The sequence below is a fragment of the Halomonas sp. 3H genome (genome assembly GCF_024206005.1).
Taxonomy (GTDB): Bacteria; Pseudomonadota; Gammaproteobacteria; order Pseudomonadales; family Halomonadaceae; genus Halomonas; species Halomonas campaniensis.
Window position 1 is genome coordinate 1,581,793 of record NZ_CP100360.1, and the last position, 18,004, is coordinate 1,599,796.

An 18,004-nucleotide genomic window follows, 5' to 3' on the forward strand; every position below is an offset into this window, starting at 1 on the left:
GGAATACAACGCCGATGACACGCCACTACAACTTCTGCGCCGGACCGGCTGCGCTGCCCACCACCGTGCTGGAGCGGGCCCGCGATGAGCTGCTGGACTATCAGGGCCGCGGCCTCTCGGTGATGGAGATGAGCCACCGCGCCCCCGAGTATGTCGCCATCGCCGAGAAGGCCGAGGCCGACCTGCGCGAGCTGCTGGCCATCCCGGCCAACTACCAGGTGCTCTTCACCCAGGGCGGGGCCACCCAGCAGTTCGCCGCGGTGCCCTACAACCTGCTGGGCGCCGGTGGCCGGGCCAACTTCCTGACCACCGGGATCTGGGGCAAGAAGGCCCTGGCCGAGGCCCGCCACCTGTTCGGCGATGCCCACGTGGCCGCCTCCAGCGAGGCCAACGGCCACCACGCGGTGCCGCGCCAGGAGGACATCGTGCTCTCCGACGATGCCGCCTACCTGCACTACACCGCCAACGAGACCATCGGCGGCCTGGAGTTCGACTACATCCCCGAGGTGCGCCGCCTGGACGGCTCCGAGGCGCCGCTGGTCTGCGACATGTCCTCCAGCATCCTCTCCGGGCCGCTGGACGTGTCGAGGTTCGGCGTCATCTACGCCGGCGCCCAGAAGAACATCGGTCCTGCGGGCCTGGTGGTGGTGATCGTGCGCGACGACCTGCTCGACCGCGCCCGCGCCGACATGCCCTCGCTGTTCGGCTACCAGGCCCTGGCGGAGGCCGGCTCCATGATCAACACCCCGGCGACCTACAGCTGGTACCTGGCCGGCCTGGTGTTCGAGTGGCTCAAGGATGACGTCGGCGGCCTGGCCGCCATGGACGCCATCAACGCCCGCAAGGCGCGCAAGCTCTATGCCGCCATCGACGAGAGCGCCCTCTACTCGAACCCCATCGACCTGCGCAACCGCTCGCGGATGAACGTGCCCTTCGTGCTGGCGGACGAGCGCCTGGACAAGCCGTTCCTGGCCGAGGCCGAGGCGGCGGGGCTGTTGAACCTCAAGGGGCACCGCAGCGTCGGCGGTATGCGCGCGAGCCTCTACAACGCCGTGCCGGAAGCCGCCGTGGATGCGCTGATCGCCTTCATGGCCGATTTCGAGAAGCGAAAGGCGTAGGCAGGGCAGGCTGGTGCTGGTGAGAGCCAGGCATTTCTGTGGATTTCCACCTGGACAGGCGACAACTGGTGGGAGCCAGACATACCGGTGGATTCCACCGAGGCAGGCGATAACTGGTGGGAGCCCGATTTATCGGGCGATGCGGTGTTCCGGCGATTGGCTTAGTTAGCGACGGATGGTTTTGCCAACGAGGCAGGCGAGGACTGGTAGGAGCCCGATTTATCGGGCGATTGATGGAGTTGGCAGCGGATGGTTTCGGTTACCAATGGTGCCAACACCGCCGGGCGGCTTCGCCGCCAATCGCCCGGGGGATCCGGGCTCCCACCAGAACCCGAACCACCTGTGGCCTGCTTCTGGCCACCGGATAGGCGACAACTGGTAGGAGCCCGATTTATCGGTGGTCCGACATTTCGGCGATTGATGGAGTTGGCAGCGGATGGTTTCGGTTACCAATGGTGCCAACACCGCCGGGCGGCTTCGCCGCCAATCGCCCGGGGGACCCGGGCTCCCACCAGAACCCGAGCCACCTGTGGCCTGCTTCAGGCCACCGGATAGGCGACAACTGGTAGGAGCCCGATTTATCGGGCGATTGATGGAGTTGGCAGCGGATGGTTTCGGTTACCAATGGTACCAACACCGCCGGGCGGCTTCGCCGCCAATCGCCCGGGGGATCCGGGCTCCCACCAGAACCCGAACCACCTGTGGCCTGCTTCTGGCCACCGGATAGGCGACAACTGGTAGGAGCCCGATTTATCGGGCGATTGAGGGAGTTGGCAGCGGATGGTTTTGGTTACCAATGGTACCAACACCGCCGGGCGGATTCGCCGCCAATCGCCCGGGGGACCCGGGCTCCCACCAGAACCCGAACCACCTGTGGCCTGCTTCTGGCCACCGGATAGGCGACAACTGGTAGGAGCCCGATTTATCGGGCGATTGATGGAGATGGCAGCGGATGGTTTTGGTTACCAATGGTACCAACACCGCCGGGCGGCTTCGCCGCCAATCGCCCGGGGGACCCGGGCTCCCACCAGAACCCGAGCCACCTGTGGCCTGCTTCAGGCCACCGAGACAGGCTGCTACCGGTTGAAGCTCCATGTGTCGGTGATATGACATGTCGTCGACAGGATTTTCAGGATTCATCATGAACCTCAGGGGACAAGCATGAGTGATACCCCCATCGATCTGGACGCGCTCCGGCAGCGCATCGACGCGCTGGACAGCGACATCCTGCGCCTGATCAACGAGCGGGCGGCTGCCGCGCAGCAGGTGGCTCAGGTCAAGACCGCCGAGGACCCCAAGGCGGTCTTCTACCGTCCCGAGCGCGAGGCCCAGGTGCTGCGTCGGATCATGGCGCTGAACAAGGGCCCGCTGGACAGCGAGGAGGTCGCCCGGCTGTTCCGCGAGATCATGTCCGCCTGCCTGGCGCTGGAGCAGCCCATCAAGGTCGCCTACCTGGGGCCGGAGGGCACCTTCACCCAGCAGGCCGCCATCAAGCACTTCGGCGAGAGCGCCATCAGCCTGCCCATGGCGGCCATCGACGAGGTGTTCCGCGAGGTGGAGGCGGGTGCCGTCAACTACGGCGTGGTGCCGGTAGAGAACTCTACCGAGGGGGTGATCAACCACACCCTGGACTCCTTCATGGACTCCGGCCTGCGCATCTGCGGCGAGGTGGTGCTGCGCATCCACCACCACCTGCTGGTGGCCGAGACCACCCGCCAGGACAAGGTCTCGCGCATCTACTCCCACCCGCAGTCCTTCGCCCAGTGTCGCAAGTGGCTCGACGCCCATTTCCCCCACGCCGAGCGGGTGCCGGTGTCGTCCAACGCCGAGGCGGCGCGCCTGGTCAAGACCGAGTGGCACAGCGCCGCCATCGCCGGCGACATGGCCGCCAAGCTCTACGCCCTGACCCGCCTGGCCGAGAAGATCGAGGATCGCCCGGACAACTCCACGCGCTTCCTGATCATCGGCCACCAGGACGTGCCCATGTCCGGCGAGGACAAGACCTCCATCGTGGTGGCCATGCGCAACCAGCCCGGCGCCCTGCATGACCTGCTGGAGCCCTTCCATCGCCACCAGATCGACATGACGCGCCTGGAGACCCGGCCGTCGCGCAGTGGCGTGTGGAACTACGTCTTCTTCATCGACTTCAAGGGGCACCGCGACGAGCCCCGCGTGGCCGCGGTGCTGGAGGAGGTGCGCCTGCGCGCCGCCGAGGTGAAGGTGCTGGGCTCCTACCCGATCGGCGTGCTCTGAGACATGGTGTCAACGGTGCAACCATCGGTCGATGAAGACCGCATCCTGATCGTCGGCCTGGGGCTGATCGGCGGCTCCCTGGCTGCGGTGCTGCGTTCCGCCGGCTTCGGGACGGCTCAAGAGGGCGCCGCCGGCTTTCGGGGCGCCGCCGGCGGTTCCGGGCCGGCCAAGGAGATCGTAGCCTGCGACCCCAACCCTGACGAGATCGCCCGCGGCATCGAGATGGGGCTGATCGACGGCGGCGACACCCGCCTCGAGGCGGTCATCGACGGCGCCACCCTGGTGGTGTTGGCGGTGCCGGTGCTGGCCATGGAGTCGGTGATGACGGCGCTTGCCGGGGTGATCCACCGTGCCGCTCCCGGGGTGGTGATCACCGACGTGGGCAGCACCAAGGCGGCCATCCGTGACGTGGCCCGCCGGGCCTTCGGACGGGTGCCGCCCCACCTGGTGCTCGGCCACCCCATCGCCGGCTCCGAGAAGAGCGGCGTGGCGGCGGCCAACCCCGCGCTCTACGCCAATCACAAGGTGATCCTCACCCCGGAGCCCGACACCGACCCGGTGGCGCTCGCCCGGGTGCGCGCGCTCTGGGCGGCCTGCGGCGCCGAGGTGCTGGAGATGGACGTGGTGCGCCACGACCAGGTGCTGGCACGCACCAGCCACCTGCCGCACCTGCTGGCCTTCTCGCTGGTGGACACCCTGGCCCGCCAGGACGAGCGGCTGGAGATCTTCCGCTACGCCGCCGGCGGCTTTCGCGACTTCACCCGCATCGCCGGCAGCGACCCGGTGATGTGGCGCGACATCTTCATCGCCAACCGCGACGCCGTGCTGGCCTCCCTCGACGACTTCGAGGCCGGCGTGGGCCGGCTGCGGCGCGCCGTGGAGCGCGGCGACGGCGATGCCATGCTGGCCATCTTCGACCGGGCCAGCCATGCGCGACTCTACTTCGAATCCCTGCTGAACCAGACCAGCTATCAGGCGGAATACCAGATGCAACAACACGGCAAGCTGCGCTACCGGGTCACGCCCGGCGGCGGTGTGACCGGGCGCATCCGCGTGCCCGGCGACAAGTCCATCTCCCATCGCTCCATCATGCTCGGCGCCCTGGCCGAGGGGGTCACCGAGGTGAAGGGCTTCCTGGAAGGGGAGGACAGCCTGGCGACCCTGCAGGCCTTCCGCGAGATGGGCGTGGCCATCGAGGGGCCCCACCAGGGCCGCGTCACCGTCCACGGCGTCGGCATGCACGGCCTCAAGGCGCCCTCCGGGCCGCTCTACGTGGGCAATGCCGGCACCGCCATGCGCCTGTTCGCCGGGCTGCTGGCCGGCCAGGCCTTCGACACCGAGCTCACCGGCGACGCCTCCCTGACCAAGCGTCCCATGGGGCGGGTGGCTGATCCGCTGCGCCTGATGGGCGCCGAGATCGACACCGCCGAGGGCGGCCGGCCGCCGCTGCGCATCCACGGCAGGCGCGCGCTTACGGGCATCACCTACGACATGCCCATGGCCAGCGCCCAGGTGAAGTCCTGCCTGCTGCTCGCCGGGCTCTACGCCGAGGGCGAGACCCGGGTGCGTGAGCCGGCGCCGACCCGCGACCATACCGAGCGCATGCTGGCGGGCTTCGGCTATGAGGTGCATCGCGAAGGCGACACCTGCTGGCTCTCCGGTGGCGGCAAGCTCACCGCCGCGCCCATCGACGTGCCCTCGGACATCTCGTCCGCCACCTTCTTCCTGGTGGCCGCGGCAATCACTCCGGGTTCGGACCTGGTGCTGGAGCACGTCGGCATCAATCCGACCCGCATCGGCGTGATCAACATCCTCACGCTGATGGGTGCCGACCTGCGGCTCACCAACGAGCATGAGGTGGGCGGCGAGCCGGTGGCCGACCTGCACATCCGCTACGCGCCGCTGAAGGGCATCGACATCCCGGTGGAGCAGGTGCCCCTGGCCATCGACGAGTTCCCGGCGCTGTTCATCGCCGCCGCCAATGCCGAGGGCGTGACCCGGCTTCGCGGGGCCGAGGAGCTTCGCGTCAAGGAGTCCGACCGCCTGCAGGCCATGGCCGACGGCCTGACGACACTCGGCGTCGAACACACCCTGCTGCCGGACGGCATCGATATCGTCGGCGGCAGCCCGGAGGGCGCAAACTCTTCGTCTCCAAACTATGGCGGCGGGCGCATCGACAGCCTGGGCGACCACCGCATCGCCATGTCGTTCGCCATCGCCGCACTGCGCGCCGGCGGCGAGATCGTCATCGATGACTGCGCCAACGTCGCCACCTCCTTCCCCGGCTTCATCGACCTGGCGCGCAAGGTCGGCCTGACGCTCGACGAGGAGCGGGTCGAGGAGGGTGCATGAGCGAGGCAGTGAACAACGCCCCGGTGCTGACCCTCGACGGCCCCGGCGGCGCCGGCAAGGGCACCATCAGCCGCCTGGTCGCCGAGCGGCTGGGCTGGCACCTGCTGGACAGCGGTGCCCTCTATCGCCTGACGGCCCTGGCCGCCGGCAAGCACGGCGTGGCGCTGGACGACGAGGTGGGCCTGGCCCGCGTCGCGGCGACCCTCGACGTGGTGTTCGTGGCCGAGAATGAGGCCACCACGGTGCTGCTGGAGGGCGATGACGCCACCACCGCCATCCGCACCGAGCAGGTGGGCGATGCCGCCTCACGGGTGGCGGCGCTGCCGGCGGTGCGCCAGGCGCTGCTCCAGCGTCAGCGCGACTTCCGCAAGGCTCCCGGCCTGGTGGCCGACGGCCGCGACATGGGCACGGTGGTGTTCACCGACGCCCCGCTGAAGATCTTCCTCACCGCGAGCGCCGAGGAACGGGCGCGGCGGCGCCACCTTCAGTTGCGGGAGGCCGGGGTGGATGCTAGTCTATCGAGTCTTCTAAAGGAGATTCAGGCGCGTGATGCCCGCGACATGCAGCGCAGCGTGGCACCGCTCAAGCCGGCCGATGACGCCATAACGCTTGATACCACGCGCCTGACGATACCGGAAGTGGTGGATCGGCTGACGGAGCTTCTGACCGAACGGGGTCTGGCCTCCGCCACCTGACACTCCCTTGCGGGGCCTCCGGCAGTATGTGATGACGTGGTTCGGCACCTTGAATTTCTGCGAGCCGAGCCAGGTCGAACCAGCGCCAACATCTCCGGGGGATGGTAAATAAGGCCCGCACTCGCTGGTGGTGCGGAGGAAGCGGCCCTGCCGCACTTTAACGTTGATCACGTAGGAACATCATGAGCGAAAGCTTTGCTGAACTGTTTGAACAGTCTCTCCAGGACATCAACATGGAGCCGGGCGCCATCGTCCAGGCTACCGTCGTCGACATCGAGGGTGACTGGGTCACCGTCAATGCCGGCCTGAAGTCCGAAGGTCAGATCCCCTCGTCGCAGTTCCGCGACGACAACGGCGAGCTGACCATCGCCATCGGCGACGAGGTCCACGTCGCTCTGGAAGCCGTCGAGGACGGTTTCGGCGAGACCCGCCTGTCCCGCGAGAAGGCCAAGCGTGCCGAAGCGTGGAAGGTGCTGGAAGCGGCCTTCGAGAAGGACGAGATCGTCAAGGGCGTGATCAACGGCAAGGTCAAGGGCGGCTTCACCGTCGACGTCGACTCCATCCGTGCCTTCCTCCCGGGTTCCCTGGTCGACGTGCGTCCGGTTCGCGACACCGCGCACCTCGAGAACAAGGAACTCGACTTCAAGGTCATCAAGCTCGACCCGAAGCGCAACAACGTGGTCGTCTCCCGCCGTGCCGTCCTCGAAGCCGAGAACAGCGCCGAGCGTGAGGCCCTGCTCGCCACCCTGCAGGAAGGCCAGCAGATCATCGGTATCGTCAAGAACCTGACCGACTACGGCGCCTTCGTCGACCTGGGCGGCGTCGACGGCCTGCTGCACATCACCGACATGGCCTGGAAGCGCATCAAGCATCCGAGCGAGATCGTGGCCGTGGGCGACGAGATCACCGTCAAGGTGCTCAAGTTCGACCGCGAGCGCAACCGTGTCTCCCTGGGCCTGAAGCAGCTGGGCGAGGATCCCTGGGTCAACATCAAGGATCGCTACCCGGAAGGCACCAAGGTGCATGCCGTCGTCACCAACCTCACCGACTACGGCTGCTTCGCCGAGCTGGAAGAGGGTGTCGAGGGCCTGGTCCACGTCTCCGAGATGGATTGGACCAACAAGAACATCCACCCCTCCAAGGTGGTTCAGGTCGGCGACGACGTGGACGTCATGGTGCTGGACATCGACGAGGAGCGTCGTCGTATCTCCCTGGGCATCAAGCAGTGCACCGCCAACCCGTGGGAAACCTTCAGCGCCCAGTACAACAAGGGCGACCGCGTGTCCGGTACCATCAAGTCGATCACCGACTTCGGTATCTTCATCGGTCTGGAAGGCGGTATCGACGGCCTGGTGCACCTGTCCGACATCTCCTGGACCGACACCGGCGAGGACGCCGTGCGTGGCTTCAAGAAGGGCGATGAGGCCGAGGCCGTGATCCTCTCCATCGATCCGGAGCGCGAGCGCATCTCCCTGGGTATCAAGCAGCTGGATACCGATCCGGTCGCCGAGTACCTGGCCGTCAACGACAAGGGCACCATCGTCACCGGCCGCGTGGTCGAGGTCGATGCCAAGCAGGCCCAGGTCGAGCTGGCCACCGATGTCGTCGCCGTGCTGAAGGCGTCCGAGATCAGCGCCGACCGCGTCGAGGACGCCCGCAACGTCCTGAACGAAGGTGACAGCGTCGAGGCCCGCATCATCGGCGTCGATCGCAAGAACCGCCAGATCGCCCTGTCCATCAAGGCCAAGGACCAGGACGAGACCCGTCAGAACCTCAAGAAGCTGCGTGAAGAAGCGCCCGAGAGCGGTGGCCCGACCACCATCGGCGACCTCATCAAGCAGCAGATGGGTCAGGACTGATCGGGAAGCCATTTCCCGACGGACCACGGACCGCCGCCCCTCGGGGCGGCGGTCTTGTTTTTGGGGGCGGTGTTTTGTTCCAGTTTCGTAGGAGCGCTCGGTCCGGCGTTCCGGCTTGCAGCGCGATTCATGGCGCGGTTGATCGCTTTGCAAGCAAAGCTCCTACAAGGGCAGACAGGTGACCGGGTTTCGTTGGTGCGATGGTGGCTCGGTCGATCGCTTTGCAAGCAAAGTTTTGTTCCGGTTTGGTAGGAGCGCTGCTTGCAGCGCGATTGGCCCCCAATAACTGCTGGCAATCGCTCTGCAACAAAACCCGCTGCAATAACGCCTTCGATATTAAATAAAAACTCAGCCTCCCAATAAAAACCCCTCCTCCACTTGCCAACGATTAATGCCTTGGCCACACTGTTGCGAACAATGTCATAAACAGCGCATAATGCACGTCCCGTTGTGATTTCCAACTTGCCATCCATAAGGAAGAGAATCGATGTCCCTGCTCAGCGAATACATGCAGATGGAACAGCAGCTCAAGGATCTCCAGGCCAATCTCGACAAGCTGCAGAACGACAAGCGTCTGCAGTCTGAACTCGAGTTCAAGGCCAAGCTCGAGTCGCTGATGAAGGAGTTCGACAAGAGCGCCGCGGATGTTATCTCGCTGCTCGATCCGAAGCCCGCCGCGTCCGCCCCGAAGGCCGCTTCTGCCGCCGCCGGTGGCCGCCGCAAGCGCAAGCTGAAGATCTACAAGAACCCCAACACCGGTGAAGTCGTGGAGACTCGCGGTGGCAACCAGAAGACCCTCAAGTCGTGGAAGGAAGAGTACGGCAACGACACCGTCGAGTCCTGGCTGGTGCGCGTCGAGGAGTGATCGACGCGGGCGTCTGACGTTCAGACGATCTGCTGTAAAGAGCGGCGGCGCCCATCGGGCGCCGCCGCACTGTTAATGGGGTTAGGTAGGTTATTTGGGGCCTTGTTAGTTATTCGGGGTAAGGCAACCCGTCAGGCATCGGGCGCGTCAGGCGGAGGCAGCAGCGGAAGCTGCAGTTCCAGGCCTTCCGGGCGGTGCAGCAGGCGCAGCGCCTCGCCGCTGTAGTGCTCCCCGAGGGACGGCAGCACCTCGCCGAGCACCGTTTCCAGGGTCGTGTCGAGCGCGTCGACGTCCTCCATCCCCACGCAGGCGCAGCGCTCCACCGGCAGCGTGACCAGGCGCAGGGAGGGCGGCATGGCCATGGCATCGGCCTGGCATGGCTCCACCAGCACGCCGATGTCCAGGCGCGGCACCCGGCTCACGCGGGAAGCGTCGTGGAGCAGGGCGATGGCCGTGGTGTCGTCGCCGATGGGATTCGGCAGGCCCTCATCGCCGTCAAGCTGCGCCGGCCAGGTCTCCGGCGCGGCCATGGCCTCATGGGGCTCGTAGCGGCGGGTGACCAGCGCCGTGCGCCGGGGCAGGCGTTCGACGCGCACGGCGAGGTCGGGAGGGGTGGTGCCACGACGCCGGCGCCGGCCGGGTCGGTGGCTCTGGCGGTAGTCGCGGGGCGTCTGGCGAAAGCGGCGCTGGAAGGCGCGGCTGAAGGCGGAGTGGTTGCGGTAGCCGCACTGCTCGGCCACCGCGCGGATGCCCAGGGGCGTGTAGGCGAGCAGCCGGGCGGCCTTCTCCAGTCGCAGCGACTCCCGGTAGGCGCTCGGCGACATGCCGAAGCACTGGCGGAAGCGGCGCCGGATCTGGGAGCTGGAGTAGCCGAGTCGATCGGCCAGGTCCTCGAGGGTCCGGTCGCTCTCCAGGCTCTCCTGCAGCCAGATCTCCGCGCGCATCATCTCGTTGAACATCGACCGACCCCTTCCCTGCGTCATCCGTGCGAGCCGGGGCGAGACGCCGGGTTCCCTGTTCCCCGACGCGCCTGGCGGCTCGCTGTTGTTACTCCTGGGTAACAACGGTTATCCGTTCTCACTCTTTATGCGCGTCTTGAGGGTGCAAAGGCAAGTTTGGAATACATCAATGCGCGAACGGGCATAATAAGAGCCGCCGGCCCCGGCACCAGGCGGGTCGTGCCGGGGCGAAACCCTTCGCCGAAGGCGGTAATGGCGGTATACTCGGCGTCTCGAATATCCCGCATCCCGGCCCCTGCGTCGGCCGTTCTCCGAGGAGTGACCGCCTCGGCCGACCCTCTGAACTTCTGGTAGCGAATGAAACAGCAGACCCCGCGAAAACCGATGGATGAGCGCGAGAAGTTGCGCAAGTTCCGCGAACTCGACGATGCCTTTGCCGAGGCACTTCGTGAACTCGAGGACCCCGACAGCCAGCTCGAGATTCCCACCGGGCCCCCGGTGCGTCCCCTGGAAGAGCAGGAAGAAGATGACGAGGCGGCGCGTCAGCGGCGCTTCGAGGAGCGCCTCCGGGCGCTGATGACCGAGTACCACCAGCCCGCCGACAGCGTCCAGCACCTGCTGGAGACGCTGCGCGAGATGGGCCGCATCGCCTAGGTATTATCAGCCGGTGGCCAGCTCCAGCGCCGCGATACGTTCCAGCGCCTGCTGGCGGTTCTCCCCGCACAGCTCCGCATCGAAGGTAAAGCGCTCGCAGAGGGCGGGGCGGCGCGGGTCGCCGAACAGCCGGCAGAGGTTGTGCTCGTCCAGCTGCACGCAGCGCACCCCGGCGGGCTTGCCGTTTGGCATGCCGGGAATCGGCGAGTGGATCGAGGGGGCGATGCAGCAGGCGCCGCAGCCCGGCCGGCAGCCCGCGTTCCCGTCGACCTCCCCGGCAGGCGATCCCTTCCCGGCCGTCATGGCGTGGCCTGGGCGATGGCGCCCTTGTCGATCCCCTCGAACGCCTGCACCCGGGTGGCGCGCCCCGTCTCCCGGGCGATCTGCCGGGCCAGCCAGTCGGCGATCCCCGCTACCGTGGTGGGCGTGGGCAGCACGGCGCAGCGCTCCCGGGGCAGGCGCAGGAAGAACTGCCCCTGCTCCGCGCGGTAGCGGGTGGTCAGCAGCTGCTTCCAGGCCGGCTCGTCGTCGGCGATGATGTCGGCCTCGTCGACCAGGTAGCGATCCGCCAGCCAGTCGGCCCACTGCCGCTCCAGCCCCGGCACGCGATGCCCCAGCTGCCAGATATGCAGCCGCGAGCGGTGGCCATGGGCGATGCGCTGGCAGTTGCCGGCGTGGCGCCTCAGCCCGTGGCTGTAGGTGTAGGCGGCCCCGTCGATCTCCTCCTCCCGCAGGCGCAGGCGAATGTCGCTGACCCGCGGCGGCGGCCGGCGCATCAGCTCCGCCGCCAGGTGGTCGGCCAGGCGCTCGGCGCGGATCTCCCGCCAGGGCAGCAGGGTCAGCGCCTGGCGCGGCGCGCGCAGCTCCATGGCCCAGGGCAGGGTGGTACGCACGCAGAGCCCCTCGCGGCAGTCGTGAAGCTCCAGCCCCGGCGCGCGGGTGGGCACCAGCAGGGTGTGGTCGGCGCCGGCCTCCAGGCGCTGCTTGATCCACGGCGCCACCTCGCCGAAGTCGAACGGCATGCCGTCCTCGCCGAGCTCCCCGTCGAGCTCCACGTCCAGGTGCCAGCTGGCGCCGACCAGGCCGCGGGTCGGGCACCACCAGGAGGCCTCGAGCTGGGTCAGGCGGTGGAGGAAAAGCGTCATCGAATGCCCCCTTCGGCGTAGGCCATGGGGTCGACGGTGCCGTTGGCGGCGAAGGCCGCCAGCCGCTCGCGGCAGCTGCCGCAGCGCCCGCAGGCCAGCTCGCCTCCCTCATAGCAGGTCCAGGTGTCGGCGTAGTCGAGCCCCATGGCCAGGCCGTCGGCGAGGATCTCCGCCTTGCTGGCCCGCAGGTAGGGGGCGTGGATCGCCACCGCCTCGAAGTTGGCGATGCCGGCCACGGCGTTCATCGCCTCGACGAACGCCGGACGGCAGTCGGGGTAGAGCACGTGGTCGCCGCCGTGGGCGCCGTAGTCGACCCGGTCGGCGCCGATGTTCACGGCCTTGGCGATGGCCAGCGACAGCAGGATCATGTTGCGATTGGGCACCACGGTGGCGGCGAGGTTGTCCTCGGCGTAGTCGCCCTCGGGCAGCTCACGGCTGGCATCGGTCAGCGCGGAGTTGTCGATCAGCCCGTGGATGGCGCGGATGTCCACCACCTGGTGGGGCACGCCCAGCCCGCGGCAGACGCGTGCCGCCACCTCCAGCTCCCTGGCGTGGCGCTGGCCATAGTCGAAGGAGAGGGCGTGGACATCGAGCCCCTCGCGCAGGGCACGATGCAGCACGGTGTAGGAGTCCATGCCGCCGGAGTAGATCACCACGGTGGCGCGGCCGGCCGGCGCGGGGGAAGCAGAAAGGGTCATGGGTCAACTCTGGTCGGAGAGTTTGTCGGGCCGGTGGCGCGGCACTCCGGGGTCCGGTCCGGAAGTGCCGCATTTTACGGGACAAGAGGATGGAGTGCTAATGTGCCGGGCGATGGCGGTGTTGGCACTGTTGTGTTCCTGTTCAGCCCTTGGCAACTCATCTATCGCCGAAATGTCGGACCACCGATAAATCGGGCTCCCACCGGTAGGGGCTTGTCTCACTGGCCTGGAAGGGTAGGCAACCTGTCGGAGGCTGGTGGGAGCCCGGCTCTGCCGGGCGATTGAGGTGTTGCCAGCCTTTCAGAATGGCTCCAGCCTTGAGGGCTTTTGCTATCGCCGGAACACTGCATCGCCCGATAAATCGGGCTCCCACAGTATTAGCAAGACTCGGTGGTCTGGGAGAGCCACAGGTGGTTCGGCTTCTGGTGGGAGCCCGGCTCGGCCGGGCGATTGAGGTGTTGCCAGCCTTTCAGAATGGCTCCTGCCTTGAAGGCTTGTGCTATCGCCGGAACACTGCATCGCCCGATAAATCGGGCTCCCACCAGTATTAGCAAGACTCGGTGGTCTGAGAGAGCCACAGGTGGTTCGGATTCTGGTGGGAGCCCGGCTCTGCCGGGCGATTGGGGTGTTGCCAGCCTTTCAGAATGGCTCCGGCCTCGAAGGCTTTTGCAATCGCCGGAGCACTGCATCGCCCGATAAATCGGGCTCCCACCAGTATTAGCAAGACTCGGGGGTCTGGGAGGGCCACAGGTGGTTCGGCTTCTGGTGGGAGCCCGGCTCTGCCGGGCGTTTCAGAATGGCTCCGGCCTTGAAGGCTTGTGCTATCGCCGGAACACTGCATCGCCCGATAAATCGGGCTCCTACCAGTTGTCGCCTATCCAGTGGCCTGAAGCAGGCCACAGGTGGCTCGGGTTCTGGTGGGAGCCCGGGTCCCCCGGGCGATTGAGGAGTTGCCAGCCTTTCAGAATGGCTCCGGCCTTGAAGGCTTGTGCTATCGCCGGAACACCGCATCGCCCGATAAATCGGGCTCCCACCAGTATTAGCAAGACTCGGTGGTCTGGGAGGGCCACAGGTGGTTCGGATTCTGGTGGGAGCCCGGCTCTGCCGGGCGATTGAGGTGTTGCCAGCCTTTCAGAATGGCTCCAGCCTTGAAGGCTTGTGCTATCGCCGGAACACCGCATCGCCCGATAAATCGGGCTCCCACCAGTATTAGCAAGACTCGGTGGTCTGGGAGGGCCACAGGTGGTTCGGCTTCTGGTGGGAGCCCGGCTCTGCCGGGCGATTGAGGTGTTGCCAGCCTTTCAGAATGGCTCCGGCCTTGAAGGCTTGTGCTATCGCCGGAGCACTGCATCGCCCGATAAATCGGGCTCCCACCAGTAGGGGCCTGTCTCACTGGCCTGGAAGTGTAGGCAACCTGTCGGAGGCTGGTGGGAGCCCGGCTCTGCCGGGCGATTGGGGTGTTGCCAGCCTTTCAGAATGGCTCCGGCCTTGAAGGCTTGTGCTATCGCCGGAACACTGCATCGCCCGATAAATCGGGCTCCCACACGCTCGGCGCTCGGCGCTCGGCGCTCGGCGCTCGGCGCTCGGCGCTGCTATAATGTGCGCCCCTCATTCCCCGCGCCCTCTGGCGCCATCGTCCTGACAACGGTGACCTCCTATGCAAGCCCCCGAACTGCTCTCCCCCGCGGGAACGTTCAAGAACATGCGCTACGCCTTCGCCTACGGGGCGGATGCGGTCTATGCCGGCCAGCCGCGCTACTCGCTTCGCGTGCGCAACAACGACTTCAAGATCGACAACCTGCACAAGGGCATCGCCTACGCCCACGAGCGGGGCAAGCAGTTCTACGTGGCGTCGAACATCGCGCCCCACAACAGCAAGCTCAAGACCTACCTGCGCGACATGGAGCCGGTGATCGAGGCCGGGCCCGACGCGCTGATCATGTCCGACCCGGGCCTGATCATGATGATCCGCGAGCGCTGGCCGGACCAGGTGATCCACCTCTCGGTGCAGTCCAACGTGGTCAACTGGGCCGCGGCGCGGTTCTGGCAGCAGCAGGGCATCAGCCGCATCATCCTCTCTCGGGAGCTGTCGCTGGAGGAGATCGCCGAGATCCGCGCCCAGTGCCCGGACCTGGAGATCGAGACCTTCGTCCACGGCGCGCTCTGCATCGCCTACTCCGGGCGCTGCCTGCTCTCCGGCTACTTCAACCACCGCGACCCCAACCAGGGCACCTGCACCAACGCCTGCCGCTGGAAGTACAACACCGTGGCCGCCGCCCATGACGAGACCGGCGACCTGGTGCCGGCCAACTCCGCCCGTGCCCATGCCGGCAGCGGCATCTGGACGCCCGAGAGCGGCGGGCAGCCGGGTGGCCTGATCGCCTCCGGCGGCGGCAGCGCATCGGTAGCCATGGAGAGCACCGCCACCGCCGGCGGGGTGGAGGGCCAGGACGAGCTCTCCGCGCTGATCGAGGACCGCACCCGCCCCGGCGAGCTGATGCCGGTGTTCGAGGACGAGCACGGCACCTACATCATGAACTCCAAGGACCTGCGCGCCGTGCAGCACGTGCCGCGTCTCACCGAGATGGGCGTCACCTCGCTGAAGATCGAGGGGCGCACCAAGTCCCACTACTACGTGGCGCGCACCGCCCAGGTCTACCGCCGCGCCATCGACGACGCCGTGGCCGGCCGGCCCTTCGACATGCGTCTGATGGACGAGCTCGACAACCTGGCCAACCGCGGCTACACAGAGGGCTTCTACCGCCGCCATGTCCACGACGAGTACCAGAACTACGAGCAGGGCAACTCGGTGGGGGTGCACCAGCAGTTCGTCGGCGAGGTGATCGGTTACGACCCGGACCGCGGCGTGCTGGAGGTGGACGTCAAGAACCGCTTCGAGGTCGGTGACGGCATGGAGCTGATGCTGCCCGGCGGCAACCGCCGCTTCGTGCTCGAGCATATCGAGAACAAGCGCGGCGAGTCCGTCGGCGCTGCCCCGGGCTCCGGCCATGTGGTGCGCATTCCGGTGCCCGGCGAGGCCATCGCGCCCGAGCGCATCGAGTTCGCCCTGCTGATGCGGGACCTGTCGCGGTAGGCCGACAAGGTTTCCACACCGCCTGCACCATTGGGGACTAGGCTGATAGGCATCACCCCCATGGAACCGGAGGTTCACATGAGCAAGCGAATCGATCTGCGCCTGGCGATGGCTGCCTCCAGCCTGGCGCTGCTGCTGGCTGCCGGCCCCGCCCTGGCCCAGCCCGCCGACAATCCCGGCCGCGGCCAGGGTGCCTCCCAGGGCCAGGGGCAGGGCGAGCGCAAGGTGCCGCCGGGCCAGCAGAAGCAGGCTCAGGAGGAGCGCCAGCAGGGGCAGCAGGCCCAGCCCGGCCGTGGTGCCGACCGCGGCCGGGAGGAGGCCCGCGAACCCGAGACCTGGCGCGAGCGGGACCGGGAGAGCTGGCGCGAGCGCGAGCGTCGCGACGACGGCTATCGCAACGGCCCGCGCATCGACGAGCGGGAGCTGCGGCGGATCTTCGGCGAGCGCCGCGACTGGGTCCGCGAGGACGACCGGGCCGGCCTGCCGCCGGGCATCCGCATGAACCTGGAGCGCGGCAAGCCGCTGCCCCCGGGCATCGCCAAGCGCTTCGACGACCGCACGCTGCGCGACCTGCCGCGCTACGACGGCTACGAGTGGCGCCGCGTCGGCCCCGACGCCGTGCTGGTCGATATCGCCAACGACATCGTCTACGAGGTGCTCAGGGACGTGCTCTACTGAGGCCGTGCGGAGCCGGGTAAAGGCCCGGCTCCGCTGGCGGTTCGTCGCTTCGGTGATGGCGGTGTTGGAAATCCTCGAACGGGCTGCAGTGTTGCCGTCGCCGCTATTCGCCCGATAAATCGGGCTCCCACCAGTAGCCAGATACCTCAGGGGTAGCCATCATCGAAGGCATCGGACCCTCCAGCAATCGGGCTCCCACCAGTAAGGGCCTGCCTCGGCGGTCTGGAAAAAATGCCGATGGTGCGGAATCTGGTGGGAGCCCGGCTCCGCCGGGCGATGGCGGTGTTGGCAGCCTGCATGAAGAGCGCTGACCTTACCGCTGGTACCCATCGCCGAAATGTCGGACCACCGATAAATCGGGCTCCCACCAGTGAAATTCCACCGGGAGCGGCATGTCTCGGTGGCCCGGAAAAGTTGCCGATGGAGAGGCTCTGGCCCATGACGCCAGGCGACTCTCGACCTACCCTGAGGGCCAGGAGTCCTGGGTGCCTTGCCGATGAACCCGCCACGCAGCCATGCCCTGCGCAAGGGGCGACAGTCGCTTCCTGGCCACTGCTATCTGGTGACCATCGTCACCCGGAACAGGTTTCCCTGGTTTCGCGACCCGGCGATAGCCCGCATTGCCTGTCGCAACCTCTACGCCGATGTGGTGAGCCGGCACGGCGAGACCCTGGCCTATGTCGTCATGCCCGACCATCTGCACTGGCTGCTGCAACTGGAGGACGATCTGCAGGATGCGGTCAGGGTCTACAAGGCCAGGGTTTCCCTGATGGCGGGAGAGAAACTCTGGCAGCGGGGCTTTCATGATCACGGCATTCGCCGGGAAGAGGATTTGCGCCGGGTGGCCCGCTATCTGGTGGCCAACCCGTTGAGAGCCGGCCTGGTGGATGATATCCGGGACTATCCCTACTGGAATGCCGTCTGGCTTTGAACGATGAAGCGTGAGGTAGCGGCACGCCTGTGTTGTTCCCGGCCTTGCGGAGACTGGGGGGAGCCCGGCTCCGCCGGGCGATTGGCGGTGTTGGAAGGCTATCTTGTTACCGCCGAGCCAGGTTGTTTCTGCTATCGCCGGAACACTGCATCGCCCGATAAATCGGGCTCCCACCAGTAGCCAGATACCTCAGTGGTAGCCATCATCGAAGGTATCGGACCCTCCAGCAATCGAGCTCCCACCAGTAAGGGCCTATCTCAGTGGTCTGGAAAAAATGCCGATGGTGCGGAATCTGGTGGGAGCCCGGCTCCGCCGGGCGATGGCGGTGTTGGCAGCCTGCATGAAGAGCGCTGACCTTACCGCTGGTACCCATCGCCCGATAAATCGGGCTCCCACCAGTAGCCAGATACCTCAGGGGTAGCCATCATCGAAGGCATCGGACCATCCAGCAATCGAGCTCCCACCAGTAGGGGCCTATCTCAGTGGTCTGGAAAAATGCCGATGGTGCGGAGACTGGTGGGAGCCCGGCTCCGCCGGGCGATGGGGGTGTTGGAAGGCTATCTTGTTACCGCCGAGCCAGGCTGTTTCTGCTATCGCCGGAACACTGCATCGCCCGATAAATCGGGCTCCCACCAGTGGCCAGATACCTCAGTGGTAGCCATCATCGAAGGTATCGGACCCTCCAGCAATCTAGCTTCCACCA

The 18,004-nt window shown here is 66.8% G+C and carries 14 protein-coding genes; 10 read left to right on the forward strand and 4 right to left on the reverse strand.

Going from position 1 to position 18,004, the window contains the following annotated elements:
* The first annotated feature begins 14 nt into the window (after positions 1-14).
* The 6 genes from serC to NFC98_RS07425 all read left to right on the forward strand — a co-directional run bounded on the left by serC (position 15) and on the right by NFC98_RS07425 (position 9,142).
* On the forward strand, positions 15-1,118 hold the full coding sequence (gene serC / locus NFC98_RS07400) for a 3-phosphoserine/phosphohydroxythreonine transaminase (protein WP_254277447.1): 1,104 nt from the start codon (positions 15-17) through the stop codon (positions 1,116-1,118).
* A 1,161-nt stretch (positions 1,119-2,279) separates the two neighbouring features.
* A complete protein-coding gene (gene pheA, locus NFC98_RS07405) occupies positions 2,280-3,371 on the forward strand; it encodes a prephenate dehydratase (RefSeq protein ID WP_254277448.1) in 1,092 nt (363 codons plus the stop codon).
* 15 nt (positions 3,372-3,386) lie between these two features.
* The gene (locus NFC98_RS07410) at positions 3,387-5,723 is read left to right on the forward strand and encodes a bifunctional prephenate dehydrogenase/3-phosphoshikimate 1-carboxyvinyltransferase (protein ID WP_254277449.1); all 2,337 of its coding nucleotides are present in this window, start codon (positions 3,387-3,389) and stop codon (positions 5,721-5,723) included.
* Positions 5,720-6,418, forward strand: coding sequence for a (d)CMP kinase (gene cmk / locus NFC98_RS07415; RefSeq protein WP_254277450.1), 699 nt, complete (start codon positions 5,720-5,722; stop codon positions 6,416-6,418). Before NFC98_RS07410 ends, cmk begins: the two co-directional genes overlap by 4 nt.
* A gap of 182 nt (positions 6,419-6,600) precedes the next feature.
* Positions 6,601-8,277 carry a 30S ribosomal protein S1 gene (gene rpsA / locus NFC98_RS07420; protein ID WP_183334073.1) on the forward strand — a complete coding sequence of 559 codons (1,677 nt, stop codon included), beginning with the start codon at positions 6,601-6,603 and terminating at the stop codon, positions 8,275-8,277.
* Positions 8,278-8,764: 487 nt separating this feature from the next.
* On the forward strand, positions 8,765-9,142 hold the full coding sequence (locus tag NFC98_RS07425; protein ID WP_254277451.1) for a histone-like nucleoid-structuring protein, MvaT/MvaU family: 378 nt from the start codon (positions 8,765-8,767) through the stop codon (positions 9,140-9,142).
* Positions 9,143-9,273: 131 nt separating this feature from the next.
* Here NFC98_RS07425 and NFC98_RS07430 read toward each other — a convergent pair whose 3' ends face one another.
* On the reverse strand, positions 9,274-10,101 hold the full coding sequence (locus NFC98_RS07430; protein ID WP_254277452.1) for a helix-turn-helix transcriptional regulator: 828 nt from the start codon (positions 10,099-10,101) through the stop codon (positions 9,274-9,276).
* Between the two features lie 384 nt (positions 10,102-10,485).
* On the opposite strand from NFC98_RS07430, the gene NFC98_RS07435 reads away from it, so the two are divergent.
* The gene (locus NFC98_RS07435) at positions 10,486-10,755 is read left to right on the forward strand and encodes a hypothetical protein (protein WP_254277453.1); all 270 of its coding nucleotides are present in this window, start codon (positions 10,486-10,488) and stop codon (positions 10,753-10,755) included.
* A 6-nt stretch (positions 10,756-10,761) separates the two neighbouring features.
* Here the strand turns inward: NFC98_RS07435 and NFC98_RS07440 are convergent, their stop codons facing one another.
* The 3 genes from NFC98_RS07440 to queC are packed head-to-tail and all read right to left on the reverse strand — an operon-like array spanning position 10,762 to position 12,598.
* Positions 10,762-11,058, reverse strand: a complete 297-nt coding sequence (locus NFC98_RS07440) for a YkgJ family cysteine cluster protein (RefSeq protein ID WP_254277454.1) — start codon at positions 11,056-11,058, stop codon at positions 10,762-10,764.
* Complete coding sequence (locus NFC98_RS07445; RefSeq protein ID WP_254277455.1) at positions 11,055-11,900, reverse strand: 6-carboxytetrahydropterin synthase; 846 nt, start codon at positions 11,898-11,900, stop codon at positions 11,055-11,057. Before NFC98_RS07445 ends, NFC98_RS07440 begins: the two co-directional genes overlap by 4 nt.
* Positions 11,897-12,598, reverse strand: a complete 702-nt coding sequence (gene queC / locus NFC98_RS07450; protein ID WP_254277456.1) for a 7-cyano-7-deazaguanine synthase QueC — start codon at positions 12,596-12,598, stop codon at positions 11,897-11,899. Before queC ends, NFC98_RS07445 begins: the two co-directional genes overlap by 4 nt.
* Positions 12,599-14,255: 1,657 nt before the next feature.
* Here queC and yegQ point away from each other — a divergent pair.
* From yegQ to NFC98_RS07465, 3 genes are all read left to right on the forward strand, one after another.
* Entirely contained in the window at positions 14,256-15,692 is a 1,437-nt protein-coding gene (gene yegQ / locus NFC98_RS07455) for a tRNA 5-hydroxyuridine modification protein YegQ (protein WP_254277457.1), read from the forward strand.
* 78 nt (positions 15,693-15,770) lie between these two features.
* Complete coding sequence (locus NFC98_RS07460) at positions 15,771-16,370, forward strand: anti-virulence regulator CigR family protein (RefSeq protein WP_254277458.1); 600 nt, start codon at positions 15,771-15,773, stop codon at positions 16,368-16,370.
* 496 nt (positions 16,371-16,866) lie between these two features.
* Positions 16,867-17,301 carry a transposase gene (locus tag NFC98_RS07465; protein ID WP_254277805.1) on the forward strand — a complete coding sequence of 145 codons (435 nt, stop codon included), beginning with the start codon at positions 16,867-16,869 and terminating at the stop codon, positions 17,299-17,301.
* Positions 17,302-18,004 lie beyond the last annotated feature (703 nt).